The organism is Paenibacillus sp. FSL H8-0282, from assembly GCF_037963825.1.
GTDB lineage: Bacteria > Bacillota > Bacilli > Paenibacillales > Paenibacillaceae > Paenibacillus_AQ > Paenibacillus_AQ odorifer.
On record NZ_CP150146.1, the window covers coordinates 3,689,489 to 3,714,437 of the forward strand.

General features: G+C 43.0%; 25 protein-coding genes. 5 read left to right on the forward strand and 20 right to left on the reverse strand.

Features of this window, described 5'->3' with window-relative positions:
* Positions 1–4: 4 nt before the first annotated feature.
* Positions 5–433: a GNAT family N-acetyltransferase gene (locus NST94_RS15795; RefSeq protein WP_076126653.1), complete on the reverse strand. Its 429-nt coding sequence runs from the start codon at positions 431–433 to the stop codon at positions 5–7.
* Between the two features lie 25 nt (positions 434–458).
* The gene (locus tag NST94_RS15800; RefSeq protein WP_036677380.1) at positions 459–812 is read right to left on the reverse strand and encodes a VOC family protein; all 354 of its coding nucleotides are present in this window, start codon (positions 810–812) and stop codon (positions 459–461) included.
* Between the two features lie 191 nt (positions 813–1,003).
* Here NST94_RS15800 and NST94_RS15805 point away from each other — a divergent pair, with 191 nt between their 5' ends.
* Complete coding sequence (locus NST94_RS15805; RefSeq protein WP_076184980.1) at positions 1,004–2,320, forward strand: TrkH family potassium uptake protein; 1,317 nt, start codon at positions 1,004–1,006, stop codon at positions 2,318–2,320.
* Between the two features lie 57 nt (positions 2,321–2,377).
* Here NST94_RS15805 and NST94_RS15810 read toward each other — a convergent pair whose 3' ends face one another.
* Positions 2,378–2,653 (reverse strand): hypothetical protein, encoded by a 276-nt coding sequence (locus NST94_RS15810; protein WP_076280402.1) that lies wholly within the window; start codon positions 2,651–2,653, stop codon positions 2,378–2,380.
* Between the two features lie 178 nt (positions 2,654–2,831).
* Here NST94_RS15810 and NST94_RS15815 point away from each other — a divergent pair, with 178 nt between their 5' ends.
* The 3 genes from NST94_RS15815 to NST94_RS15825 all read left to right on the forward strand — a co-directional run bounded on the left by NST94_RS15815 (position 2,832) and on the right by NST94_RS15825 (position 5,748).
* Entirely contained in the window at positions 2,832–4,064 is a 1,233-nt protein-coding gene (locus NST94_RS15815) for an aminopeptidase (protein ID WP_036676902.1), read from the forward strand.
* A 44-nt stretch (positions 4,065–4,108) separates the two neighbouring features.
* The gene (locus NST94_RS15820; RefSeq protein WP_076126659.1) at positions 4,109–5,338 is read left to right on the forward strand and encodes an aminopeptidase; all 1,230 of its coding nucleotides are present in this window, start codon (positions 4,109–4,111) and stop codon (positions 5,336–5,338) included.
* Between the two features lie 227 nt (positions 5,339–5,565).
* A complete protein-coding gene (locus tag NST94_RS15825) occupies positions 5,566–5,748 on the forward strand; it encodes a hypothetical protein (RefSeq protein WP_076126661.1) in 183 nt (60 codons plus the stop codon).
* Positions 5,749–5,822: 74 nt separating this feature from the next.
* Here the strand turns inward: NST94_RS15825 and NST94_RS15830 are convergent, their stop codons facing one another.
* From NST94_RS15830 to NST94_RS15875, 10 genes are all read right to left on the reverse strand, one after another.
* Positions 5,823–6,515, reverse strand: a complete 693-nt coding sequence (locus NST94_RS15830) for a hypothetical protein (protein ID WP_339281064.1) — start codon at positions 6,513–6,515, stop codon at positions 5,823–5,825.
* A gap of 25 nt (positions 6,516–6,540) precedes the next feature.
* Positions 6,541–7,113 (reverse strand): TetR/AcrR family transcriptional regulator, encoded by a 573-nt coding sequence (locus NST94_RS15835; protein ID WP_076190237.1) that lies wholly within the window; start codon positions 7,111–7,113, stop codon positions 6,541–6,543.
* On the reverse strand, positions 7,114–7,830 hold the full coding sequence (locus NST94_RS15840) for an MBL fold metallo-hydrolase (RefSeq protein ID WP_339168008.1): 717 nt from the start codon (positions 7,828–7,830) through the stop codon (positions 7,114–7,116).
* 98 nt (positions 7,831–7,928) lie between these two features.
* Positions 7,929–8,396 carry a DUF6773 family protein gene (locus tag NST94_RS15845; RefSeq protein ID WP_339168009.1) on the reverse strand — a complete coding sequence of 156 codons (468 nt, stop codon included), beginning with the start codon at positions 8,394–8,396 and terminating at the stop codon, positions 7,929–7,931.
* Positions 8,397–8,398: 2 nt separating this feature from the next.
* Positions 8,399–8,602 carry a helix-turn-helix transcriptional regulator gene (locus NST94_RS15850; RefSeq protein WP_036676881.1) on the reverse strand — a complete coding sequence of 68 codons (204 nt, stop codon included), beginning with the start codon at positions 8,600–8,602 and terminating at the stop codon, positions 8,399–8,401.
* Between the two features lie 1,516 nt (positions 8,603–10,118).
* Positions 10,119–10,721: a nitroreductase gene (locus NST94_RS15855; protein WP_076099095.1), complete on the reverse strand. Its 603-nt coding sequence runs from the start codon at positions 10,719–10,721 to the stop codon at positions 10,119–10,121.
* 223 nt (positions 10,722–10,944) lie between these two features.
* Positions 10,945–11,721, reverse strand: coding sequence for a phosphate ABC transporter ATP-binding protein PstB (gene pstB / locus NST94_RS15860; protein WP_036687516.1), 777 nt, complete (start codon positions 11,719–11,721; stop codon positions 10,945–10,947).
* A 38-nt stretch (positions 11,722–11,759) separates the two neighbouring features.
* The gene (pstA, locus tag NST94_RS15865) at positions 11,760–12,656 is read right to left on the reverse strand and encodes a phosphate ABC transporter permease PstA (RefSeq protein WP_076184366.1); all 897 of its coding nucleotides are present in this window, start codon (positions 12,654–12,656) and stop codon (positions 11,760–11,762) included.
* Positions 12,653–13,555: a phosphate ABC transporter permease subunit PstC gene (gene pstC, locus NST94_RS15870; protein WP_036687519.1), complete on the reverse strand. Its 903-nt coding sequence runs from the start codon at positions 13,553–13,555 to the stop codon at positions 12,653–12,655. Before pstC ends, pstA begins: the two co-directional genes overlap by 4 nt.
* Positions 13,556–13,645: 90 nt before the next feature.
* Positions 13,646–14,581: a phosphate ABC transporter substrate-binding protein PstS family protein gene (locus tag NST94_RS15875; RefSeq protein ID WP_076126671.1), complete on the reverse strand. Its 936-nt coding sequence runs from the start codon at positions 14,579–14,581 to the stop codon at positions 13,646–13,648.
* 328 nt (positions 14,582–14,909) lie between these two features.
* Here NST94_RS15875 and NST94_RS15880 point away from each other — a divergent pair, with 328 nt between their 5' ends.
* Positions 14,910–15,800, forward strand: coding sequence for a LysR family transcriptional regulator (locus NST94_RS15880; protein ID WP_076306014.1), 891 nt, complete (start codon positions 14,910–14,912; stop codon positions 15,798–15,800).
* A gap of 54 nt (positions 15,801–15,854) precedes the next feature.
* Here the strand turns inward: NST94_RS15880 and NST94_RS15885 are convergent, their stop codons facing one another.
* The 7 genes from NST94_RS15885 to NST94_RS15915 form a co-directional block, all read right to left on the reverse strand.
* Positions 15,855–16,844, reverse strand: a complete 990-nt coding sequence (locus NST94_RS15885) for a substrate-binding domain-containing protein (protein ID WP_339281065.1) — start codon at positions 16,842–16,844, stop codon at positions 15,855–15,857.
* Positions 16,841–18,625, reverse strand: coding sequence for a sensor histidine kinase (locus NST94_RS15890; RefSeq protein ID WP_339281066.1), 1,785 nt, complete (start codon positions 18,623–18,625; stop codon positions 16,841–16,843). Before NST94_RS15890 ends, NST94_RS15885 begins: the two co-directional genes overlap by 4 nt.
* Positions 18,622–20,232 (reverse strand): response regulator, encoded by a 1,611-nt coding sequence (locus tag NST94_RS15895; RefSeq protein WP_339281067.1) that lies wholly within the window; start codon positions 20,230–20,232, stop codon positions 18,622–18,624. The genes NST94_RS15890 and NST94_RS15895 overlap by 4 nt, the downstream gene beginning before the upstream one ends.
* A gap of 80 nt (positions 20,233–20,312) precedes the next feature.
* On the reverse strand, positions 20,313–21,293 hold the full coding sequence (locus tag NST94_RS15900) for an ABC transporter substrate-binding protein (RefSeq protein WP_076184371.1): 981 nt from the start codon (positions 21,291–21,293) through the stop codon (positions 20,313–20,315).
* 60 nt (positions 21,294–21,353) lie between these two features.
* On the reverse strand, positions 21,354–22,307 hold the full coding sequence (locus tag NST94_RS15905) for an ABC transporter permease (protein WP_143762388.1): 954 nt from the start codon (positions 22,305–22,307) through the stop codon (positions 21,354–21,356).
* Positions 22,308–22,378: 71 nt separating this feature from the next.
* A complete protein-coding gene (locus tag NST94_RS15910; protein ID WP_280753141.1) occupies positions 22,379–23,878 on the reverse strand; it encodes a sugar ABC transporter ATP-binding protein in 1,500 nt (499 codons plus the stop codon).
* A 225-nt stretch (positions 23,879–24,103) separates the two neighbouring features.
* Complete coding sequence (locus NST94_RS15915) at positions 24,104–24,949, reverse strand: class I SAM-dependent methyltransferase (RefSeq protein ID WP_076217755.1); 846 nt, start codon at positions 24,947–24,949, stop codon at positions 24,104–24,106.

A 24,949-nucleotide genomic window follows, 5' to 3' on the forward strand; every position in this document is an offset into this window, starting at 1 on the left:
ATAACTATAAATACTTCTTGAATACCTTGCTGGAGCTGCTATCATAACCAAGAATTTCGTAGAAACGATGCGCTTCTTCTCTCTTTGCAGCACTTGATAACATAATCTTAAGGGCTCCCTTGGAGATCGCTACATTCTCGGCATGTCTCATTAGCATTGCGCCATACCCTTTTCCTCGTACTTTTTCAGCCACAATGACTCTTTCTATGACAGCAAAGGGCCTATCGTCACACAAAGCATCCATACAAAAATGAAGATGTAACGACCCGACAATTGTTTCTTGTTCTTCGCACACATATAGAAAACTCTCCGGATGATCTGCTATCTGCTTCAGCCGCTCAGGAGATACATGAATAGCTGGATGCTCAGGCAGCAAAATCCGATAAAGTTCTTCAATGTAGGTAGCGTCTTCGGTCCTAGCTTCTCTTATCATTCGTCTACTCCCTTCTATACAACGATTAACAACGACAGACCATGATCACATTTCCATCGGGATCTTTAAAATTAAACCAATGATCATGCTCAATATCCGTGAGAATCTCTCCTCCGTTGGCCTTTACATAATCATAAGCAGCATCAATATCCTCGGTGTTAAGATGAAACGAAGGGATGTTTAGAACAGATTCAGCGGTGTAAATCTTACTGTCCAAAACGATGCCCGGTCCCTGCATAGGGACTACATATAAATGACCGAATAATACCTCTCCATCTAATGGGAGTCCAAGCAATTGGCAATACCATTGTTTTGATTTCTCAATATCCTTTACCGGAATAAAAACAGCACCAATCTGATTCAGAATCGGACTTATCATCATTAAGAAAGCCTCCTCTTTTAAGTTGACGGATAGGGTGTTATTCTAGAATAATTCGATAAAATATGTCAATTACCTCCCTCCATTTAGGGAAGGGCTGGTAAGTTGTGTTATAATTCTGTGAGCATTACTCCAATATCACGTACGTCAGGAGAATTACATTGGCTAACCTGAACTTCGGTGGTTTTAAAATGACCCCGCCCAAAGTTTTATCACTAGGATTCTTAATCCTTATCACTGCCGGGACTTTTCTGCTTAGTCTCCCGGTCTCCTCAACATCCGGACAAATATCCTTTATCGATGCCTTGTTTATGGCGACTTCAGCCACTTGTGTAACAGGCCTTGCGGTCATTGATACGGGAACTCAGCTAACTACCTTCGGACAAGTTGTTCTACTCATTTTATTTCAAATCGGAGGATTAGGCTTTGTAACGATGGCTACTTTGATTACCTTGGTCCTTAATAAACGGATATCCTTGAAAGAGCGAATCCTTTTGCAAGAATCCATGAACCAAAATTCGATGCAGGGAATTGTACTCTTAATCCGTAGAGTCCTGATCTATTCTCTTGTTATTCAGCTGTCGGGGGCCGTGTTGTTTGCTGGAAGGTTTATGATGGATATGCCCTTTGGGAAAGCAGCATATTATGGGATTTTTCACAGTATATCTATCTTTAATAATGCAGGCTTTGATCTCTTCGGTGATATTCATGGGCCGTTTAGCGGACTTACTCGTTTTGTAAATGATCCCATTGTTAACTTCACCTCAATGAGTCTCATATTTCTTGGAGGGATTGGTTTTATCGTTCTCTCTGATCTTATGGACTTTCCTAAACGCAGAAGACTCACTCTTCATTCAAAGGTTGTTCTTTGGACTTCTCTTATATTGATTGTTATTGGTGCGGGGCTGTTTTTTTTACTGGAGTTTAATTCTACGCTGAAGCCCTTGAGTGCAAGCGGAAAGTTTTGGGCGACCTTTTTACAAGCGGTAACTCCGCGATCTGGTGGTGTCACCACCATTGAAGTTCCACTTTTACGGCAATCCACACAATTTCTGATGATTCTATTGATGTTTATCGGAGCTGCACCTGGGTCGACGGGTGGAGGAATCAAGATCACTACATTCGCCGTACTGGTTACTGCAGTAGCTGCGCGATTACGGGGGAAAGAAGATATTGTAATGTTCCGCCACCGGATCGCTAAAGAAAATGTATATAGAGCCCTTACTATCACATTAATGTCTCTTATGCTGCTTGTCATCGCTACGATGTTATTATCCTTAACCGAGAGCGCTGAATTTCTAACTGTACTTTTTGAAGCAGTATCTGCTTTTGGAACCTCAGGCTTATCTATGGGCCTTACTCCGGAACTGACTACGGCGGGAAAGGTTCTAGTGATTATCCTGATGTTTATGGGCCGGACCGGACCACTTACACTTGCTTATGCTTTGAAACCAAAAGGCAGTAAAGAACTGTATCGTTACCCAGAAGGTAAGATAACGATTGGATAGTCATGATATGGCCAGCGGCTACCAGATAATGCCGCTGGCGTCATATCAATAAAAGTATTATTCTTCCACGATTTCTTGTTGATCAAGTGCAGCATCTAGCAACTGATTGTACACATCATCGTTATTCTCCAGCAATGCATCCGTTTCTAAGAACTGTTCCTCGCTCCCAGGCTCACCCGCAAAGCTTAGACTGTAATCCCATTCCGTTCCTCTTGTACTGAAGAAAGTAATTTCATATGGAGCCTTATGATTTTCGAGAGTGAATACAGTCCTCCCTACATAACTTTTATCTTCTTTACGGCTCATTTCAGCACTTACGATCTCTAAATTCATCCACTTATCTTCCTTCCTATCATCAAATCAGCTACCCTTTCAGTATATCATTGAAATGAATGTAATTCCTTCTCTTTGCACTGTAAATTCCACGTAATTGACTTTTTTCATCCGGCGGTTAATAATTTAGTACAATGCTTGTAAAGTACTAAACTATTAGTAAATGGAGGAAATTACAATGACTGATTTTCAGGCTAAGCTTAGTAAATATGCAGATTTAGCTGTACAAATAGGTGTTAATGTTCAACCCGGGCAAATTCTAGTGGTGAATGCACCGATTCTTGCCGCTGATTTCGTACGTCTAATTACCGCTAAGGCATATGCTATCGGAGCAAGTTTAGTTAAGGTGAACTGGAGTGATGCAAGCATTACACGCCAACAGTTTGAACACGCTGCACCAGAGGTATTCACTCAGCCTCCTACTTGGTACGCAGGTGAAATGACTGAATTCGCCGAAAAAGGTGCGGCTATCCTTAACGTGATCGCTGAAGATCCTGATGCACTTAAAGGTATTGATCCAGTACGTATCTCCAATTTTCAAAAAGTACGAGGAGCTGCCCTCACCAAATATCGTGAAATGCAAATGTCCGACAAAGTGAGCTGGAGTATTGTAGCTGTTCCTTGTCAAGCTTGGGCGGATAAAGTATTCCCTGAGGTTCCAGCCGAAGAACGTGTAGATAAACTCTGGGAAGCCATTTTCCACACTGTGCGTCTTGACCGTGAAGATCCAGTAGCTGCATGGCAGGAGCATCTTGACACCTTGGAGCAAAAAGCGAATGTACTCAACGCAAAAAAATATAAAAAGCTGCATTACATAGCACCTGGCACTGACCTTAGCATCGAGCTTCCTGAAGGCCATATCTGGGCACAAGGAGACAGCATTAATGCAAAAGGTCATTCTTTTGTAGCCAATATGCCTACCGAAGAAGTCTTCACTGCACCACTAAAGACTGGTGTTAATGGCACTGTAAGAAGTACAAAGCCACTTAGTCATGGCGGCAACATCATCGATGGCTTCTCTATTAGCTTTGAGAACGGCCGTATTATAAGTGTTACTGCTGAGCAAGGTCAAGAAGCGCTAGAGCACCTCATTAGCATGGATGAAGGAGCGAAATACTTAGGGGAGGTTGCCTTGGTTCCTCATAAATCCCCTATTTCTGAATCCAACATTCTTTATTACAACACATTGTTTGACGAAAATGCTTCTAATCACCTTGCTATAGGTATGGCTTATGCCTTCTGTTTAGAAGGCGGTAAAGACATGAATCCAGAGCAGTTAATTGAGCATGGCCTCAACAATAGTGTAACCCATGTGGATTTCATGATCGGGTCAGCTGAGATGAACATTTACGGGATAACTGCTGATGGAACTGAAGAACCTGTCTTCCTGAATGGAAACTGGGCGTTCTAATTTAAGCACACAAGAGATACAGGATATTGGGAGGAATAGAAACTATGTTGGATTTCAAGCAAAAGCTGGAGAATTACGCATTGCTGGCCGTGAAGATTGGCGTTAATATTCAACCGGGTCAGACACTCGTTGTGAATGCAGATATTGTATCCGCAGAGCTTGTGCGACTTGTGGTTCGCAAAGCCTATGAAGCCGGCGCGAGACTTGTAAAGGTGAATTATAGTGATGAAGTTGTATTACGTACACGTTATGATCTTGCTCCATCTGATTCCTTCCTGGAGCCGCCGCAGTGGCAAGCCGATGAATTAGAGGATCTTGCTAAAAAGGGAGCCGCATTTCTAACCATTATCTCCGCTGACCCAGATCTTTTAAAAGGCGTTGAACCGGGAAGAATTGCCGATAATCAACGTATTTCTGGGCAGACCCTAGCACCTTATCGTGAGTACTTAATGGGGAATCATGCGAGCTGGAGCGGCCTTGCCTTCCCATCAGCCTCTTGGGCGGCAAAAGTGTTCCCTGACGCTCCATCAGAGCAGCAGGTTGAACTATTATGGGACGCCATCTTTAAAGCCACACGTGCGGATCAGGAAGATCCTATTGAAGCATGGAGCCGCCATTTAGATGGACTCAAAACTCGTTGCGCTTCCTTGAATGAAAGTAAGTTTCGCAAGCTGCATTATACAGCACCTGGTACAGATTTAACTATTGAGTTGCCGGAAGGACACATCTGGTGTCAGGCAGGAGCTGTGAACGGTAAGGGCGTCCCTTTCCTAGCCAATATTCCTACGGAAGAAGTGTTTACTGCCCCTCTGAAGTCTGGTATTAATGGTAAAGTGAGCAGCACTAAGCCACTTAGCTACGGCGGCAATCTAATCAATAACTTCACGCTGACCTTTGAGAACGGTAAAGTGATTGATTTTACTGCTGAAGAAGGCGCAGAAACTCTGGCATCACTAATCGCACTGGATGAAGGATCTTCCTATCTTGGTGAAGTTGCTTTGGTGCCTTTCCACTCTCCGATTTCTGAGAGCGGTATTCTTTATTACACTACGTTGTATGATGAGAATGCCTCCTGTCATTTGGCTTTAGGTGCAGCTTATGCCTTCACAATTCAAGAAGGAATTACGATGACTAAAGAACAGCTGTTGGAAAAAGGAATGAATCAAAGCCATACCCATGTTGACTTTATGATGGGCTCTCCTGAAATGAATATTGACGGAATTAACGATGATGGAACAACAGTACCTATCTTCCGTAATGGGGATTGGGCTTAAGGCATAAACAACACCCGTTAGATCCTAGGTAAAACCAATTTCAAATAACCCGCTTAGCTCTCTAATTAGAGAGTAAGCGGGTTGTTTTTGTTTTAACAGCAACATTTCAGGTGGTAAAATGCCCAAATTTGAATAAATGTTCAATATTTGTTCACACTATTGTTGATTTCTGTTCACAAATATGTCACAATACAGTTAAGGATTGAATTTCCAAGGAGGGGATTATCATGTTGAGAGACCCAGTATCCAAAGAAGTTGACAGCCTCGAAGAAGAACAGCTAGAAATTCAACCACCGGTAGATTCAAGAATTGTTGCATCTAATGCTATTAAATACACTGCCTATGTTATGCTGCTTTTTGGATTCTTGTATTTCCTGATTGCTTACTTGGCGCCTATGTTGGAACCTTAATGTGATGGATATAATTTTATTGGAAAACGCTTACGGTTAATCACTCTCTATGGAGCAGTGATTAACCGTTTTTATTAATTCCATGAGAATGCTTTGTTTGTCCAAGCTATTGCTGTTGGCGACCATACCCCGTTCATCTTCGTTTGTATCCAAGCTATGGCCTCTTCTCTATCCCCTTCAAAAGCGGATAAACCGTTATCTGACATCCAGTGACTGACCGTTTCGAACGAGGTGCTGCTCCAACCATTTACTTCACCTTCATCATTCAGGCGTTGCTTGATGCCTGAGATCACCATATCTAACGATCCTTGCAGCTCAGTAACCGCGTTATCGAAGGCTGTTTTCTTTTCTTTTGCCTTCATATCAGCCTCTGCCCGAAGTTTACGTGTATCAATGCCTTCATGTTCACGAACAATCTGCAGTAAGGTCACAGCTTCTTTACTAGCCAACCCATCCTTATACCGCTCTTCAATAGATTTGGTACTGCCTACTGCTGCTACAAATGCCGGGAACCACTCCCTTGAGACCAAAATAGCCTTTTTCTTAATAAACTTTCCGTATCCTGCAAGACCCTCACCTGGAAACTGCGCACGCCATGACCACGGATCTAAATCTGTTCCAGTATGCCAATTCTCGGGCTTAGTTAAGCCGTTTAAAGACGGGTGCCCGTGAATCAGCGCAGCAAGCGGTAAAATCCCCAATTTCGCAATAATCTCTGCTGTTTCCCCATAAGTGGTGACACTACCTTGTTCATATTCCTGACCCATTTGTTCATCATCTCCTAGATCTAATTTAATCTGATTTCATATTTCCAATTCCGGTTATAAAAGTGCTAATCAAGCGGGTTAGACTCTCGTTAGTATCGAGCGCCATACCAAATCCACCCTTTTGCTCCAATGAGGCGAATCCATGTAGAATACTCCGTAATCCTCTTACGGCATGAAGTTCTCCTTCTTCACCTAATTGATAACTCTTCATCACCTGAATTATAAACTGCAAAATATGCTCACCAGCCGCTTCAAGCTCCGTGTTCTCCTGTTCAGGCGCTCGTAGTGTAGTCTCATACAAACCTGGTCTACTTCTAGCAAAATCCACATATGCTCGGCCCATCGCGTGTACAGCAGCATCTCCATTTAATCCCTCAGCTGCGTTCGACATGCATGTAAATAATAACTCTAAACCGTAAATGGCGAGCCCAGTCCGCAAATCCTGCAGGCCATTTATATGGTTATATAGTGACGGGGAACGAACACCTAGTTTAGCTGCTAGTGCAGCCAAGGTAACAGCTTCTATACCTTCAGCATCGGCAATTTCTGCTGCTCTAATCACTAGCGTGTGACGATCTAATCCTGCTCTAGGTGACATTTAATTACTCCTATCCTGAATCATTTGTGCCTTACGTATGGCTTTCTCCATCTCTTGCTTTGGCGCTTTAAGTAAGTTGCCGTGACCCACAGCAAGTAAAGCTGGAGATAACTCTAGAAGCTTAATCGCACTATTCAGAGCTTGAGCTTTATTCCATGTAGCCATTGCTGGAAAAGGAAACAGGGGGATGATGGTTCCTGCCACCGCAGTTCCCCGGAAGGTCTGAAGAGCATCCCCCACGATTACAGCACCGCTGCGTGAATCAAGGAAAGACATAGAGCCGGGGGTATGTCCTGGAGTGTGAATCGCTGATAATGAGCCAATGGTATCCCCTTCGTGGAGAAGGACGTCTGGCTTGGTAGCTATCTTCTTCGGCACGCCTCCCTTAATAGGGGTCTGAGGTTCTCCTTCCCGAAGTGAACGATCTCCATGAAGTAATGCCGAATCTCGCTCAGAGATGTACACCTGAGCCTCTGGACGTTGCTTTTTCAGTCCATCCAGTGCCCCAATATGATCATCATGCGCATGCGTTAAGATTATGCGTGTAAGCTTCTTATTTAGCTTCGCTTCAGTCTCCATAATTCCTTTTAGACTAAATGGCATAGCGGCATCTATTAAAGTCAATCCATCGTTTTCCTCAATAATGTAACAATTCACTGGAAAAAAATTAGGCATCCAAGTCAATTGCAATAAATGACCTTCACGTGTTACTCTCATCCTTACCCCTCCGATAAACTAATGGTATTAGCTTAAATATAAACTAATGACATTAGTTTTGCAAGAAGTGGTTATCTTTAATATTTAATCTTTAATCTTTAATTCTCAATGTTCTTGTCAGCATTTTTGTTGGATTTATTAATTATGTACCACATCGCCCAAGTGACCCCTATGAAAAAAACAACCGCCCCCACGAGAGTACTCGATATATTTTTTCTAATATCCACTTCTCCCGCTTCTCTAAAATCAAGCAAAAATGTTAGCGTGGCCCAAATAATCGTGCTGATAACTCCCGATATTAAATGAATCTTCTTAAACCGTCTGAGTTCTCCATCCTTACTCGGCAGCAGGTATATCCCATCTTTGACACAACGAACGGTAACATACAAGCAACCTAACAGCATAATCCCAAAAGTATCAACCCAGTATTTGATGTCCCACTCCAGGATAAATACTTTTACCAAAAGGCTAATCATAAATCCCACTAACACAATCAACAATCCGTGCGTACTAAACTTCTGAATTTCTGTGATAATTCGTTCGTCTTTAATCTTTGGCCCTTTCACAACTAATCCTCCCAAAAAATATCGTTTAATGACGTATCCAACGCCTTGCAGATGGCTATGCACAGCTTAATCGTCGGGTTATAGTTACCAGCTTCAATCAAGCCGATCGTCTGCCGTGTAACCCCTACAACTTCCGCTAACTGTTCTTGGGAAAGATTCTTTTGGATCCTAGCCAGCTTCAACTTGATGTTTTTGTTCTCTCCCACTCCATAACCCCTTTTAATGTTTGTCATGCATTCCATTTTCCACCATTGTAATCTATATCGGTCATTATGTACATTATATATTGCATTTAATTGGTGGGATCAACGTTTGACTTTAGGATCGACGTGTCATATTAGGGGCAACGTTTCATATTAAGATCAACGTTTCATATTAGGATCCAGACTTCATTTTCCATTCCCTCTCCGTCAGGAAATACTTTCTCCCCACCGTTGGATCAAATGGTGAAGAGTGATTGTAACTGAGTCCATAGCCAGTCAGCTGCGATGCCTAACTCGCCGCCTTTGCTAGTATGTAAGTACACTTTTGCCAATATTTCGGACTCAGATGACCTTATTATGCAAATTCGAGTGTTTTCTGCGGGGCATCGGACTCAATTGCAGCTATTTACTCAAAACCACACAGATTCTGCGCCGTTACAAGGTAATAAGAGCTATGCGGTCCGATACATCTGCAAAATGACTCAAAAAGCTCAAATAGCTGCAATACGGTCCGTTACATACTGAGGGTCTTTAGTTAGTTTGGGTTATTCGCCTACTTGAGCCTACTTGAGCTTCAATAGCTTCATTAGCTTCATCAGATTCTTGAGGTTATCTTGGCTCTTTTTACTTTTTTGACTACTTTTGTGACTTGAGCTTCTTTGCTTACTTGGGTTAATTCGGTAACTAGACATCATTGGTTTGGTTCTTAGGTTACTTTGGGTTCTTGCGCGATTTGAACTATCCCCCATGCTTGTGAACACACTTTTGCCGATGGTTCGGACTCAGTTGATCTTATTTCACCATTTCAAACGTTTTAGGCGAGCTATCGGACTCAGTTGCAGCTATTTACTCATAACCACACAGATTCTGCGCCGTTACATGCTAATAAGAGCTATGTGGTCCGATAGATCGGCAAAGTGATTCAAAAAGCTCAAATAGCTGCTATACAGTCCGTAACATACTGAGGGTCTTTAGTTAGTTTGGGTTAGTTTGGAGTTAGTTCACTTATTCGCCGTTGCATCGGACTGAGGAGTCCTTATTTCGTAGATTTGTAGCTAATTGACGTGCTATCGGACCTAGTTGCAGCTATTTACTCATAACCACACCAATTCTGCACAGTTACATGGTAATAAGAGCTATGCGGTCCGATAGATCGGCAAAGTGACTCAAAAAGCTCAAATAGCTGCAATACAGTCCGATACGGAGATCAGTAGGAAGCCCGCAGAAGGTCAATAGGAGATACTATGAAGTAAGTAGAAGGTTGAGCCACATAAGCAGAGGACCGGCAGCGAAACGTGATCAGCACCCAGTAGCCCTCCCCCTACTTTCGCTAGTCTAAGCAACAAAAAAAAGCATCCCTAAGGATACTTTTGATAATTCGACGCTTATGATCTTTCGATACTTTTGATCTTTCGATGCTAATGATCTATCGATGTTTTTGATCTTTTTGATCTTTCGACGCTTTTTCGATATTTTTGATCTTTCGCCGCTTTTAATATACGAATGCCTTCGACTTTCCTTATTCCACTACGCCATTCTCTGGATAGAAGTCTACGATCTTCAGCAGCTCCGAAGCGTCTGTGCGTGGACGGCTGTCAGGTACAGTCTCCGGATATCCGGCATGGATCATGGCTACAATTTTTTCGCCGGGCTTCACACCAATTTTAGTGCGGAATTCAGGGTTGTTGATGTAGGGATCAGTCTTCCAAATCGTTCCTACACCTTGCTCCCAAGCTGCGAGCTGGAAATTCTGTACAAGTGCAGACGCTGCTGCAAAATCCTCGTCCCACTCTCTCTGCCGAGGATCTTCAGGCATCACTACGATTACTGTTAATGGAATATTCGAGATATATTCTTTACGTTTAGCAGCCACTTCTGGATCAGCTATAGCACGTTTCACAAAAGCAAATGCAGATTCAGCTAGGAATTTCGAACCTTCCCCTTGAAAAGCAATAAATCTCCACGGCTCACGCACACCATGATTCGGTGCCCATACCGCTACATTTAATAATTCCTCTAAAAGGCCTTGTGGAAGTGGATCTTTTTTAAAAAGCTTAATCGAGCGTCGTTCTTTTATTATTTCGGCCACACTATTCTGTTGAGTCTGTTGAGATTGCGTCATAAGATCCACTCCCTATTATAGTAATAATGATAATCATTATCACAAATGATACAGCATCTTTCTACCTTTTGCAAATAACAGGTAACCTTTCGAATCACAGTTAATTTCATATAAAAACAACTGATATACTTCGCAGAAACTTTCGGATGTTATTGTTTCTCTGCATATTAACTTTTGAATTCACAAAAATAACACCGTTCCTGAAGGAACGATGTTCACAGCTTCAGCCGAATCGGCCCATGATATATTCTTGCGTCATTTGATTCTCTGGATTGGTAAAGACTTTATCCGTCTTATCATATTCGACAAGGGAGCCAAGATAAAAGTATGCAGTATAATCAGAGATCCGAGCTGCCTGCTGCATATTATGTGTCACAATAACGATGCGAAGCTCTTCTTTTAACTCCTTGATTAGCTCCTCTACTTTACCTGTGGAGACCGGGTCTAGAGCTGATGCTGGTTCGTCCAAGAGCAGAATTTGCGGGTTAACCGACAACGCTCTAGCAATACAAAGACGCTGCTGTTGTCCACCGGAAAGTGCAAGCGCTGAATCTTTTAAACGATCCTTTACCTCATCCCACAATGCTGCTTTGCGAAGACTGCTCTCAACAATCTCATCAAGAGCCTTTTTACCTTTAATGCCATGATACTTAGGTCCAAAAGCGATGTTATCGTAAATCGATTTATAGAACGGATTTGGCTTTTGCCATACCATCCCGATCTTCTGACGCAGCTTAATCACATCCGTACCCGGAGCATTAATATCCACTCCATCAATCCAGATGCTTCCTTTTGTTTTTGAGCCAGAAATTTCGTCATTCATCCGGTTCAAAGAACGAAGAAAGGTTGATTTACCGCAGCCGGAGGGGCCGATCAGTGCAGTAACCGTATTTTCAGCAAATGGAAGGCTTATCCCCTTTACTGCCTCATATGTTCCGTAAAAAATACTCAGGTCTTCGGTTTGAAAAGATTCACGCACTGCTGTTGCCGACGTTCCCATCGATTACTCCTCCTACATCTCTACTTTAATTTGTATGATTAGTTCATTCTTTTTGAAGCTGTAAGCTTACGATAAATAAATCTTCCGAAATAACGTGCTGCCAGATTGAAGATTAACACCATAATTACAAGCACCGCCGAAGCTCCCGCAGCAATTTGTGCAGCGTCTGGAGCTAGACCTTCACTGTTGACCTTCCAAATGTGGACAGCCAGCGTTTCCGCTGGACGGAAGGGATTCAGTGGTGAATTCGCACTAAGTGGATTCCAGTTGGTGAAATCCAATCTTGGACTACTCATCCCTGCTGTGAACATCAACGCAGCTGCTTCCCCAAAGACACGACCAGCGGACAAGATAGTACCTGTAATAATTGTAGGTAATGCTACCGGAAACAACACCGAGGTAACAATTTTCCACTTGGACAATCCTAGTGCAAAACCGGCCTCTTTTTGTTGTTTTGGAACACTACGGAAAGCTTGCTCCGTAATCCGCACCATCAGCGGTAGATTAAAGACCGTCAATGCCAGCGCACCGGAGATTAAGGAGAAGCCTAGATTGAAATAGTTAACAATCAGCAATAGACCAAACAAGCCGACTACGATGGAAGGGAAAGATGACAATACTTCAACAATCAAGCGAATAAAGCCGGTAATCTTACCGGGACGAGCATATTCCGCCATATAAATACCGGCACCCAGTCCAAGCGGAACTGTAATAATAAGTGTCAGTACTAACAGGAATAAGGAGTTAAATAGCTGCGGTCCGATCCCTCCACCTGCACGAATCTTTTGCGGTGCGGAGAAAAGAAAATCCCAACTGATATGGCTTAAGCCTCTAAAGAGGATATATCCCAAAAGTCCAAGTAGAATGACAACGATGAGCATCGCGAAAAATACAATAAGACTGGTGGCAATTTTATTTACGGTTCTCGGCTTCAAATTTTATTTCTCCTTTCAAGCATTCTCACAAAGAAGACAAATACGAAAGTCATCAGCATGAGAACCAGTGCCATACTCCACAGTGCATTATTGTGAGGTGAGCCCATGGTCGTGTTCCCCATACCGAGTGTGATCACACTGGTCAAGGTAGAAGCTGACTCAAAGAGTGATTTTGGTACGAATGGCGCGTTCCCGATAACCATTTGTACAGCGAGTGCTTCACCGAAAGCACGAGCCATTCCCAATACAATCCCTGTCATAATGGCAGGAAAGGTTGTTGGAATAATCACCCGCGAAATCGTCTGCCACCGGGTGGCACCAAGCGCATAGGAAGATTCTTTTAAGTTTTGCGGCAATGAAGCCAGCGCGTCTGCAGCCACGCTTGTAATCGTCGGAAGAATCATTACCGAGAGCACAAGCGCGCCTGCAGCTACCCCGATGCCTTGGCCCGGCAGGTTGTTGCGTAGAAACGGTACAATTACACTTAATCCGATGAAACCATATACTACCGAAGGAATCCCTGCCAAAAGCTCAATAACAGGTTGAAGTAATTTTTTGCCCCACCCTGGAACAATCTCAGTCATAAATAACGCAGCGCATAAGCTAAGTGGACTAGCAATCAATGCGGCAAGCAAAGTAACCAGGAAGGAGCCCGAGATAAATGGAAAAGCTCCGAAGGAAGGCGTATCCGCTTCAGGCGACCACTTTGTACCGAAGAGAAATTCAGAAACTGTAGCATTGCCACTTGTGAAGGTTGAAATTCCTTTAGACGCTACAAAATATACCATCGATACAATGATTGTTATCAACAGTAATACACAGAAGGACATATAAGTACGTCCAACAAAATCTTCAATATGATGTTTTTCGAATCGTGAGTTCTTTAGTTTCACCCTCAATTGCTCCCTCTTTCTAAAGTGAAAAGAGAGGCAGATGTATCCGCCTCTAATCACTTGAGATTCTAATCAATAACATTGCCTAGAATTAAATTACTTAGCGGTAACAGTTCCTGCAACGTCGCGAACAACTTGCATTTTAACAGCTGGGATGTATCCAAGTTCAACAACTTCACCTGTTTGCACTTCGTCAGTTAAGAAAAAGTCGAGGAATGCTTTTACTGTTGCATTAGGTTCACCATTTGTGTACATATGCTCGTAAGCCCATACTGGGTATTTACCAGAAACAACATTGTCAACAGATGCTTCTACACCGTCAAGACTAAGTGTTTTAATGGAATCATCCAGGTAAGAAAGAGCAAGGTATCCGATTGCCCCTGGAGTTTCACCGATCATTTTCTTAACCGTACCGGAGGAATCTTCTTGAATCGAACCTGGGATATCTTCTGTTTTGGTTCCAAGTGCAAAGCTTTCAAAGGTTGCACGAGTACCGGAGCTGCCTGGACGGTTGATGATTTGGATTTTTTGATCCGCTCCGCCTACTTCAGACCAGTTAGTGATTTTACCAGTGAAAATGTCCACCAGTTGTTGTTTAGTCAAGCTATCCACACCAGCATCAGGATGAGATACTGCTGCGATCGCTACTACTGCTACTTGATGATCTACGAGTGCTGCTGCTTTTTCTGCATCTGCATCTTTTAATTTTTCTTCTGCGAATACGTCAGAGTTTCCGATATCTACTTGTTTCTCAGCTACTTGAGTAAGACCAGTACCACTGCCACCGCCTTGAACTTGAATGTCCACGCCAGTGTTTTTATCCATGAAATTCTCTGCTACCAGCTCAACCAAGGGTTGTAATGCTGTTGAACCTGAAGCCAGAATCGAACCACTTATTTCAGCGCCGCCGCTTCCTTCGTTAGTTGCTGCAGCGTTTCCTCCTGTGTTGTTTGCCCCGCCGTTACCGCAAGCCGATAGTGCCAGTACGCTTGTTAAAGCCAAAGTCATGATCCATGATTTTTTGAATTGCATTGTTTTGTCTCCTCCTAAATGGTTTGTTAGCATGGCTCCCTGATCAGTTCATACCAAACTGGCTTCGAAAGCTTTAACATGGTGTTGTGGAGCTTGGCCCCCATATGCATGGTTACTGTAAAAGTTCATCAAACGCATATGTTATATGTTGTCCGGGACTTCTTGGCCCCTCTGACTCTTCTTATTCTAGAGCTCGTTCGTTAGAGAAACTTCTTATCTTTGTAAAGCGAACGAAAAAAATACCAATATAAAGTGTATATCTATATAGATATAATCTATAATGGAGATATAATTTATAATCCAACTTAGCATTATGTGGAGGAAAGTCATGAATATTATGAAATTGAACATCGTAGTTCTAATTGAAAAATATAAAAAAGTAACCGATGTAGCCGCAGAATTAGGCCTTAAACAGCCAACTGTTTCTTTTCATATGAAGAATCTGGAGGCTGAGCTCGGAACCCCTCTATTTCTTTACCGAAGCGGAAGAGTGCTGCTTACGGATGCTGGACGAGCCCTTTATCAATACGCCCTCAAAATCGTCTCTCTCACAGCAGAAGCTGAGCGCACAGTTAAACAATTTTCTTCCCCCTCAAAAGGAATATTAGAGCTGGAAGCCAGTTTTATTCCTGCAACTTATATTTTACCTAATGTGTTAATCCAATTCATGAAACTCTATCCGGGGATTAACAACTCTTTGACTGTTCAAAGCGATGCTTTGTTACGTGAGCGTCTCCGTAGTCGGGATATTCAGATGGCCATTTTACATACTGCGGATTGGCAGGACGAATCTTTTGATTTTCAGCTTATTGTCCGTGATGAACCTGTCCTAATTTTTGCAACTGGTCATCCATTTGAAGGCCTAGAGAAATTAACACCTGAACTAATTGCCAATGAGCCGTGGATTCAGCATGAGCAAGGATCTTGTTTACGAGGGTATGCCGATCAATGGGCACAATTCAATCAAATCCGTTTATGGAACCGATCCGAGTTGAATTCTCCAGAAGTGATTAAGCAGCTAGTTAGCGGGAGTGACTGTGTTGGCATATGTTCTAAAGCGGCTGTTAAAGCTGAGATTGAGCTAGGCAAGCTTAGCTATGCCAACCTGCCAGGGATTCTGCCTGAAAGCGGCGGGTTTGTGCTCGGCTGGCGTAAAGATCATATTTTAACACCGTTGCAGCAATCCTTTGTTGATATAGTAACGACTCTTGATCTTTAAAAAAGCAAGGTAGCTTCTAAAGCCGCAAACGGTTTTAAAAGCTACCTTGTTCATTTATTCTATAAAAGGAAACATTAATTTCTCATTTTCACTTAAATACATATTCTCCTTCGTGATGATCACGGAGCCTGTATCTATTATCCGTTCCACTTTCTCACCCTCAACAGCTTCAATCGCCGTCTTCACAGCTAAGTACCCCATATTAAAAGGCTTCTGCATAACCGTGCCAAGCAAGATCCCTTTTTCGAGGAGCTTCACCTCATTGCTAGAATTGTCGAACCCAAATAATTTCACTTTGTCTTGAAATCCCATATCCATAATCGCCTGCCCAGCACCTAGTGTAGAAGGTTCATTAAGACCTATTATCCCCTTTAGATTTGGCTCGTCCTTTAGTAAACCAACAGTTAACTGGTACGCTTTTCGCACGGAACCATCACTGTATAATGTAGGCTGCACATCATGAACTCCATTCTCTAAAAGGGCATCACGAGCCCCTCTTTCCCTCTCAATTGCGGTGGCAGAGCCTTGTACAAAGTTAACGATAGCGACTTTATCCTCTGGATCGATATATTTTCTTAACTCCTGTCCTGCCTTACGTCCTGCTTCATAATTGTCTGTAGCAATAAAGCTCTCTGATACACCACCGCTTAAGCCCGAATCTACAGTAATAAGCGTAATGCCAGCTGATTTGATCTTTTCCGCGATTGGAATGAGGCGATAATAATCCGTAGCAGATAAAATAATGGCGTCAGGCTTTTCCTTAATTGCTTGCTCCAGCAGTTCTATCTGTTGATCTACATCAAGCTCTGTATCCGTTCCAATCGTGCGAACCTCTGCGCCGAACTCCTTAGCCGCAGTTGCCACACCTTGTTTCATCACTTCCCAGAATTCAATACTGCTATCGATAGTCTTGGGCACATAAATAATGGTCCTAACCTTTGCGTCAAGCTCATTTGTAAACATACGATAGGCTAATGAACCCAAAGTAACAATGAAGAGCAGTAGCAGAGTATACAGGCCAATTTTTGACCGTAAAGCGCTCATTGACTCTCCTCCTCATAAATCACAGGTATTCGTAAAGTGGCCGTCGTTCCTTCCTCCATCTCGCTTGCAAAAGACAAACCGTATTTCACACCGAAATACAGCTGGACACGATGGTTCACATTCGCGACACCTACACCGCTGCCAGTCTTGAAATCTGATTTTTGCAGCAGTACCTTACCCATCTGCTCTTCATCCATCCCAATACCGTCATCAATGACCTGTACGATAATATCGTTCTGTTCTTGTCTTGCTCGGATCAGAATGTACCCTTGCTCAGGATTATGTTTTATGCCGTGATAGATCGCATTTTCAACCAAAGGCTGAAGTACCATTTTTAAAATGCTGCAGGTTAGGATATCTTCTTGTACCTCTATGGAATAAGTGAATTTATTACGATAACGCATGTTCTGAATCGTTAAATAGTGCCGAATATGCTCTAATTCTTTGGCCAGCGGAATCAATTCCTCACCCTCACCAATTGTTGAACGAAGCAGCTTGGATAGAGATGAAGTCATCTCAACCACTTCCTCCATCTTTCCTGTCTCTGCCATCCAAATAATCGAATCAAGTGTATTGTACAAAAAGTGAGGTTTAATCTGCGCTTGCAGTGCCTTCAGTTCACTCACACGTTTCATCTCTTGCTCCAGAACGATCTGTCCCATTAACTCTTTAATCTTCATAATCATAAGATTAAACGTACGAGCAAGCTTGCCGATTTCATTCGTGCTCTCAATCTCCACGCGTATGTCGAACTCTCCACGTTCCGCTTTTTTCATATTCAGCTCCAAATTCTTCAGCGGTTTGGTCAGTGCGTAAGAGAGAAATATCGATATAGCCATAGCAAAAATCAAACTAATTGCTCCCCATAAGGCGGCGGTTCCTTGCATACGTTGCTTGTTCGCGACCAAATCATCCGGATAAGTGACTCCAACTATTTTCCAGCCAAAGCTGGTAGTGTCCACAGTGTACAGTTTCTGATCATTCCCCGTATTAACCGTAACAGATCCACTCTTGATCCCAAGGACCGTCTCTAATTGTTCGAACTTGAGCTGGGAGTAGATCAACTGCTGTTGTGGATGATAGACAAGGCTACCTGCGGGATCGACGATAAAAACATAACCTCGTTTTCCCAGTTCGATTTGTTTACATAGATTATTAATTACACTGTAATTGAGATCTACGAGCAGTACACCTTGTTGATCCGCTTCCGTCATAGCATTCGCATTCGAGAGTTTTCGGCTGATCGAGACTACCCACCGGTATTCATCTTGAAAGATGTGCTGCACATGAGAAGAAGAAACTGCAACGTCTAATTGATTCATAGCTTTTTGATACCAATCTTGAGCTATTAGTTCAGGAAGCGGTTTCAAAACAGCATGCTGTCGATCCGAAACGGTCATGCCATCTGAGCCTGCATATAATATAGAGGAAATATCCGAGCGGGACTGAACGACTGACCGGAGATAATGACTGGCAAGCAGTTTATTCTTAAGTGCCTCTTCTTTATCTAAATTCGAGCCTTTTATATACTTCTCTAGATCACTGCTAGTTAACACCAGAGCAGCTATGCTCTCCATATTGCCAATGTAATTCTCGATATTCAGTTTTACTTGTTCTATTAACTGTGAAGTATAGGCTACAGAATTGCCCTTGACCGCGGCTGAGGACAGGCGATAGGAAGTATAACTCAGGACAATAGTTGTGCAGAGGATAAGAAGTGAAAAGGAGATAGCAATATTAGTATGAATACTTCGGCTGCGGAAAAAGCGCTGTGATCTCATAGAGAGAGATTCTCCTTCTGCCGGTGTCGATATTCCTTCGGTGTGCTTCCTACATTACGTTTAAAAATAACACTAAAATACTGTGGATCAGCATAACCAACTCTGGCAGCGATATCATATGTCTTCAACTGTGTGACCGTAAGGAGTTCTTTTGCTTTTTCCAAACGGAGTCGAGTCAGATACTCTATAAATGTTTCACCGGTGTGCTGTTTAAAAGTTGCACTGAAATAACTGATGCTCATAAAAATATGGCTACACAGCTCATTGAGTGAAAAGCTGTCATTACAATAATTCTCGCGAATATAAGCTTCTGCGGCTTGCATCTGAGAAGTCCGAACCGTTGTTCTTTGTTCCGATAGTTTAAATATCAGCGCATGGCAAGTCCTCTCCAGATAATTCCTTGCTTCATCTAAAGTCTTAAGCGCAGCAACCTCTGCAAACATATTATGCGAAACAACTACTGTATTTGGGAAGCCGATGTCGACCACATAGTTCATCAAAGAAACCAGCAGCTGATAGATGCTGCTACGGCAGCCTTCTATAGAGGAGGTATTACTTTTAAGCTCCTGAAACCACTTCAACAGAATTTCCGATACAGCAGAAGCTTTACCTGTCTTTAAAGCGGATATAAATTGCTTTTCCCATGAGGTGAAATGCGCCTGATCCAATCCCTTCCCAAACTCAAGATCCTGTATGGAGATAACTTTATCTATGCCTAAAAGGTAACGATATTCTATGGAGGAGATCGCTTCTTGGAAGGATTGTGGAATTTGTTGCAAAGTATTATATTTTCTACCGATGCCTATGGTGGATGACAGCTTCAAATATTTATTTAAGCTACCCTGGACTTGCTCTGCAAGATGCTGCGTTGCTACTTCTACCGTCTCTGAATTGCCGGATAATATCGCAGCGATTTTTCCATCTCTCGTCTGGAATACCACTCCGTCTTGCTCTTTCTCCAGCTGCTCTTGAACAATGTTAAAGGCGCCGAAACGCAGTAGCTCTGCATCAAAAGCTAGGTCCTGGCTTCGTTTCTCCAGTTCTATATCTATAACGAGCGCAAGGTACACTTGACCCTGCAACGGAATATGAAAATAACTCAATTTATTCTCGATTTCTTCGCTTTTCATTCGAGTAGTTACCAGCTGCTCCAAGAATCGTTCCCGCAGCAATGGAAGACTCTGATTAAGTTGCATACGAAGCTTAACTAAATTCGCTTTTTGTAGATGCTCTTCATCTAAATCCTGCTTCATCTTACTTAGAAATTCAGCAAACTCACGTGCATTAATCGGTTTTAATAAGTACTCAGTCACCTTCAGTGTTATGGCCTGCTTCGCATATTCGAAGTCTTCATATCCAGTGACGATAATGACCTTCATATCCCGGTACCTATCCATCACAGCTCTGGCCAATCCCAGTCCATCCATAAAAGGCATACAAATATCAGTAATAATTACGTCAGGACGATGCTGCTCGATTGCTTCCAGTGCATCTCTGCCATTATCAAAATCACCAACCAGCTCAAACCCATATTTACTCCATGAGATCTTTTGTTTGATCCCTTCACGAACCTCATCTTCATCATCAACCAGAATTATCTTATACATCCAACACCTCCACAACTTTGAACTTATCAGCATAAGCATAATAGAGGCCGCCTGCGGGAGGCAACCTCTATTATTAAACTCTATTCGTATAGTAGAGGTTTGATCTCATCGGAATCCATATTGTTTTTATCATACCAGTGGAACCCCGTGTCGATGTTCTTTTCAACCGCTTCCCCTTTAATCGCTTGCACAGCTGCCTTCACAGCTTGATAGCCAATACCAATGGGGTCTTGTGTAACAGCACCAGCCACAACACCACTGCGGATAGCATCCATCAACTGCTTGCCAGAGTCAAAGCCGACGACTACGATCTTACCATTCATTTGCAATTCATTTACTGCATTAGCCACACCTACAGCAGAGCCTTCATTAGAGCCATAGATTCCTTTCAGATCCGGATTTGCCTGCATCATCGCTTTCGCAAGGTCTGTGGACTTTAACTGATCTCCACCCCCATATTGCGGCTCTAACACTTGAATATCCGGATATTTTTCTTTCATTTGTTCTAAGAAGCCATCGCGACGCTGTTGCCCCGTGCTGCTTGTTTGGTCATGTATGACAAGACCCACTTTACCTTTCTTACCAATCAGTTCAGCCATTTTATCTGCGGCCAACGCCGCTGCTGCTTTATTGTTAGTCGCTGCCGTTGCTACAGGGATATCACTGTCTACACCAGAGTCAAAGCCGATGACCGGAATCTTATTTTCCTTTGCCTTTTCTAGATAAGGAATCGCAGCTTTGCTGTCCAGTGCGGCAAGCGCAATTGCAGCTGGCTTCTTGTCGAGAGCGGTTTGCAGCATCTCAATTTGTTTATCCACCTGACTCTCATTTTCTGGACCTTCGAAGGTAATCTCAACATCAAATTCCTTAGCAGCTTTCTCCGCTCCTTGCTTCACCGCTTGCCAGAATTGATGCTGGAACCCTTTTGATATGACTGGAATGTATGGTTTGTCTGAACCGGATGCACTCTTGTTACTATCATTGTTGTTACATGCACTCAGCAAAGTAGTGACTAACAATAGACTGGCAAGCATAATAAACCCTCTACGACGCAGTTTCATTTGAATCTTCCCCCTCGTCATTTGCTTTGTATATCACTCCGGATGGAGATCATACCAAGTTTATTGCTTACGGCGGCGTAGAATATCAGCGTAAACCGCAATGATGATTACAACACCGACAATGACCGTCCGCCATTCCTGAGCCACGGACATAATCTGTAAGCCATTCGTCAGCACACTCATAATCAGTGCGCCAATAATCGTGCCTAGAATAGAACCTACACCTCCACTTAAGGAAGTTCCGCCAATGACCACTGCCGCAATAGCCTCTAGTTCATAGCCAGTGCCCAGTGATGGCTGAGCTGAATTCAGACGTGATGCCATCAGGATACCTGCGATTCCACTAAAAATCCCTGTAATGGAATAGATAATAATCTTCCATTTGACTGTGTTCACACCTGATAAGCGAGTAGCTTCTTCATTACTGCCAAGCGCGAAGTTGTAACGCCCAATAATCGTCTTAGACAAGATTATGCTTGCGATCATACCGAGTAATAAGAAGATAACGATGGTGTTGGGTATACCAGGGATCATTTTACCCATGGCGATCTTGGCGAAGATCGGATCATCGTTGAAATAAATAGGTTTGGCTCCGGTGATGACAAGCGACAAGCCTTTGGTCACCATCATAATCGCCAGAGTGGCGATGAAGGGTGGAATGTTCATCTTCGCCACCATCAAACCGCTGATAAAGCCGCACAGTGCTCCAGCCAGAATCCCACCTACAATGCCTAACGGGACGGGCAGACCCCAGAAGGTAATAATGACTCCAACCATAACAGATGAGAATGTCATTACAGTACCGAGAGCAAGGTCGATGCCGCCCGTAATAATAACAAAGGTAGCTCCAAGCGCTAATACTCCGATTACAGCTGTAGAAACTAGAATTCCGACAAGATTTGAGAATTGAAAAAAGTTGCTGGAGGATAAAGAAAATACGATGACCAATATGATCAGACTGGCAAATGCCAATATTTTTTGTTTGAATCCGGATTGCCCTCCCGATTGCTTCATACCCGCTGGCTGACTAATCTCTTTATCCGCGATCTTCATAGTCCTGACACCTCCGGTTAACTCTTGAACAGTTATGAACGCTTCGTCGCATATTTCATAATCGCCTCCTGCGATGCTTCTTCTGCGGGGAGTTCTCCTGTTATACGCCCTTCACACATAATGATAATCCGGTGGCTCATTCTTAGAATCTCAGGAAGATCTGAAGAAATGATAATGATCGCCTTCCCTTGACTCGCAAGCTGATCCAGCAGCTTATAAATTTCACTTTTCGCGCCTACATCAATACCTCGTGTGGGCTCATCGAAGATGAGTACATCACAGTCTCTAGTCAACCACTTGCCGATGACCACTTTCTGTTGATTACCTCCGGACAGAAACTTAACCTTTTGACCTACACTTGGAGTTTTGGTGGCTAGCGCTTCAACATGCTGCTCCGCTGAGCTTCGCATCTCCCGCTCCTTCATCCAGCCAAATGAATTACGGAATTTATAAAAGGAGGCAATCGCATTATTCATGCTGATATCCATATCCACAAGCAATCCGAAACGTTTGCGGTCTTCGGACAAATACCCAATACCATGCTGTACCGCTTGATGTGGCTGACGTATCCGAACCGATTTTCCATGGAGCATAATTTCACCCTCATCGATGGGATCCGCACCAAATACGGCACGTAAAACCTCGGTACGTCCAGCTCCCATTAAACCAGCGAAGCCCAAAATCTCACCTTTATACAGATGAAAGCTAATATCCTTGAACGCATGCCCTCTAGAAAGCTTCCGAACTTCTAAGACAACTTGCTGAGTCTGTTTTGCAATCGTTGGTTTCGACGTTTGATATAATTCACGTCCAACCATCATGCTGATGATCTGATCAATCGTTATTGAATCGGTACGAACGGTATCTACATAACAACCATCACGCATAACTGTAATGCGGTCTGTAATTCGCTTCAATTCATCCATGCGGTGAGAGATATAAATAATTCCCACACCTTTATCTCGTAGCTGCTCAATCATTCGAAATAACTCGTTAATTTCTGTATCTGTTAACGCGGCGGTTGGTTCATCCATGATCAATACCTCGGCTTGGAAAGACAAGGCTTTAGCGATTTCAACCATTTGCTGATTAGCAACGGTCAGGTCTGATACCAAAACTCTGGGATCCAGCTTCAGATTCATTTGATCAAACAGTACCTGTACCCTGCGATTCATCTCCACATCATCAACGAACCATTTCAGAGCTTTACGCGGCTCTCGTCCAATGTAAATGTTCTGGGCGACCGTAAGATGAGGCATTAAATTCAATTCCTGATGGATGATACTAATTCCAAGCTCCTGTGCTTCACGGGTATTAACAATCTCCACTTCATTTCCCTTGTACCACATTTGACCAGCATCCTTGGAATAGACACCTGTCGCAATCTTCATAAGGGTAGACTTGCCAGCGCCATTTTCTCCTACTAACGCATGAACTTCCCCACGCTTCAGCTCAAATTGACATTCATTCAAAGCATGAACACCTGGGAAAAACTTGTTGATTCCCTCCATACGAAGCAACACTTCGTTCATTTTGATATCCACCTCAAATTCTTTGAGAATGCCTTAACCCTTAAAGTAATCGCTTTCAATCCGGAATGTAAAATCATTCTATTCCCTATAAGTTGCCATTGTAATGGAATAATCTCCGTAAAAAAGTTTAAAATTTTATGTTTTACATACAAAAAAAGCTGAACCGAGAGCACCTCAGTTCAGCACAAATGTTATACCCTAAAAATCACATGTCAGCGAACCCTCCTAAAGGCTTGCGCCATTTCCAGCCACCAATGTGAAGGTCTTAGGAATTCCCTTATCATACACGTCGGAAGATAGATTAGGTTCTTCTACTAATTGGCGGATCACTAGTCCGCTATTAGCTGCTGCGGTTACAATTTCTCCGAGTGTCCAGCGGCGCCAATACACAACACTATGCTCTTGTTCACCTGCTGGTTTACCTGTGGAAGGCAAATACTTGGAATAGGATACCTTCTTCTCTTCCAATGATGAGTCAAAATAATCTCCGTTTACTTTGTGTTTGCGTACCTTCGCAGTAGATCCCTTCGAGGAAATAAGCTTGGTCGTTACTGGATGAAAATCGCGGAGTACAAATACGCCTCCAGGAGATAGCAATCGGCGAGCTGTTTCCATGAATAGTGTAAGGTTGGTAAAGTAATGAACAATTCCTAACTCTGCAAAGACGATGTCATATGAACCATCAAGGACGTCTTCTGGCAGCTTAAGAATATCTGAGACGATATAGGTTAGTGGTACCCCTGCTTCTTGGGCAAGATCAGCCGCATATCGCGCATTGGCTTCCGAGAAGTCAGCAACCGTTACTTCCGCACCTAGTAATGAGAGTGCCACGGCCTTCATCCCGTTTGAGCCCATTAAATTCATCATTTTCTTACTCTTCACCTCTCCAAAAAAAGAAAGGAGCGGGTGAAGCTTTGCACTTGGTTCCTTTATTAATTTTGCAGCTGCTTCTGACGGTGTACCAAACCGAGTTACCCAAGCGGTATAAGTATCTTCGTTCCAAAGCTCTTCGCTTGTTGGCACAGCGTTTTTTTCTGCCTGATTATTTGAATATTGATTCTGCTCTTCCAT

What these genes read in the sequence shown, in the direction of transcription:
- NST94_RS15880 (WP_076306014.1), top strand. Translation starts at nt 14,910, where the DNA reads ATGAATATTATGAAATTGAACATCGTAGTTCTAATTGAAAAATATAAA.
- NST94_RS15915 (WP_076217755.1), bottom strand. Translation starts at nt 24,949, where the DNA reads ATGGAAGAGCAGAATCAATATTCAAATAATCAGGCAGAAAAAAACGCT.
- NST94_RS15795 (WP_076126653.1), bottom strand. Translation starts at nt 433, where the DNA reads ATGATAAGAGAAGCTAGGACCGAAGACGCTACCTACATTGAAGAACTT.
- NST94_RS15830 (WP_339281064.1), bottom strand. Translation starts at nt 6,515, where the DNA reads ATGGGTCAGGAATATGAACAAGGTAGTGTCACCACTTATGGGGAAACA.
- NST94_RS15820 (WP_076126659.1), top strand. Translation starts at nt 4,109, where the DNA reads ATGTTGGATTTCAAGCAAAAGCTGGAGAATTACGCATTGCTGGCCGTG.
- NST94_RS15895 (WP_339281067.1), bottom strand. Translation starts at nt 20,232, where the DNA reads ATGTATAAGATAATTCTGGTTGATGATGAAGATGAGGTTCGTGAAGGG.
- NST94_RS15835 (WP_076190237.1), bottom strand. Translation starts at nt 7,113, where the DNA reads ATGTCACCTAGAGCAGGATTAGATCGTCACACGCTAGTGATTAGAGCA.
- NST94_RS15810 (WP_076280402.1), bottom strand. Translation starts at nt 2,653, where the DNA reads ATGAATTTAGAGATCGTAAGTGCTGAAATGAGCCGTAAAGAAGATAAA.
- pstB (WP_036687516.1), bottom strand. Translation starts at nt 11,721, where the DNA reads ATGGGAACGTCGGCAACAGCAGTGCGTGAATCTTTTCAAACCGAAGAC.
- NST94_RS15910 (WP_280753141.1), bottom strand. Translation starts at nt 23,878, where the DNA reads ATGAACGAAGTGTTGCTTCGTATGGAGGGAATCAACAAGTTTTTCCCA.
- NST94_RS15885 (WP_339281065.1), bottom strand. Translation starts at nt 16,844, where the DNA reads ATGAGCGCTTTACGGTCAAAAATTGGCCTGTATACTCTGCTACTGCTC.
- NST94_RS15840 (WP_339168008.1), bottom strand. Translation starts at nt 7,830, where the DNA reads ATGAGAGTAACACGTGAAGGTCATTTATTGCAATTGACTTGGATGCCT.
- NST94_RS15815 (WP_036676902.1), top strand. Translation starts at nt 2,832, where the DNA reads ATGACTGATTTTCAGGCTAAGCTTAGTAAATATGCAGATTTAGCTGTA.
- NST94_RS15900 (WP_076184371.1), bottom strand. Translation starts at nt 21,293, where the DNA reads ATGAAACTGCGTCGTAGAGGGTTTATTATGCTTGCCAGTCTATTGTTA.
- NST94_RS15825 (WP_076126661.1), top strand. Translation starts at nt 5,566, where the DNA reads ATGTTGAGAGACCCAGTATCCAAAGAAGTTGACAGCCTCGAAGAAGAA.
- NST94_RS15905 (WP_143762388.1), bottom strand. Translation starts at nt 22,307, where the DNA reads ATGAAGCAATCGGGAGGGCAATCCGGATTCAAACAAAAAATATTGGCA.
- NST94_RS15855 (WP_076099095.1), bottom strand. Translation starts at nt 10,721, where the DNA reads ATGACGCAATCTCAACAGACTCAACAGAATAGTGTGGCCGAAATAATA.
- NST94_RS15800 (WP_036677380.1), bottom strand. Translation starts at nt 812, where the DNA reads ATGATAAGTCCGATTCTGAATCAGATTGGTGCTGTTTTTATTCCGGTA.
- NST94_RS15805 (WP_076184980.1), top strand. Translation starts at nt 1,004, where the DNA reads ATGACCCCGCCCAAAGTTTTATCACTAGGATTCTTAATCCTTATCACT.
- NST94_RS15890 (WP_339281066.1), bottom strand. Translation starts at nt 18,625, where the DNA reads ATGAGATCACAGCGCTTTTTCCGCAGCCGAAGTATTCATACTAATATT.
- NST94_RS15875 (WP_076126671.1), bottom strand. Translation starts at nt 14,581, where the DNA reads ATGCAATTCAAAAAATCATGGATCATGACTTTGGCTTTAACAAGCGTA.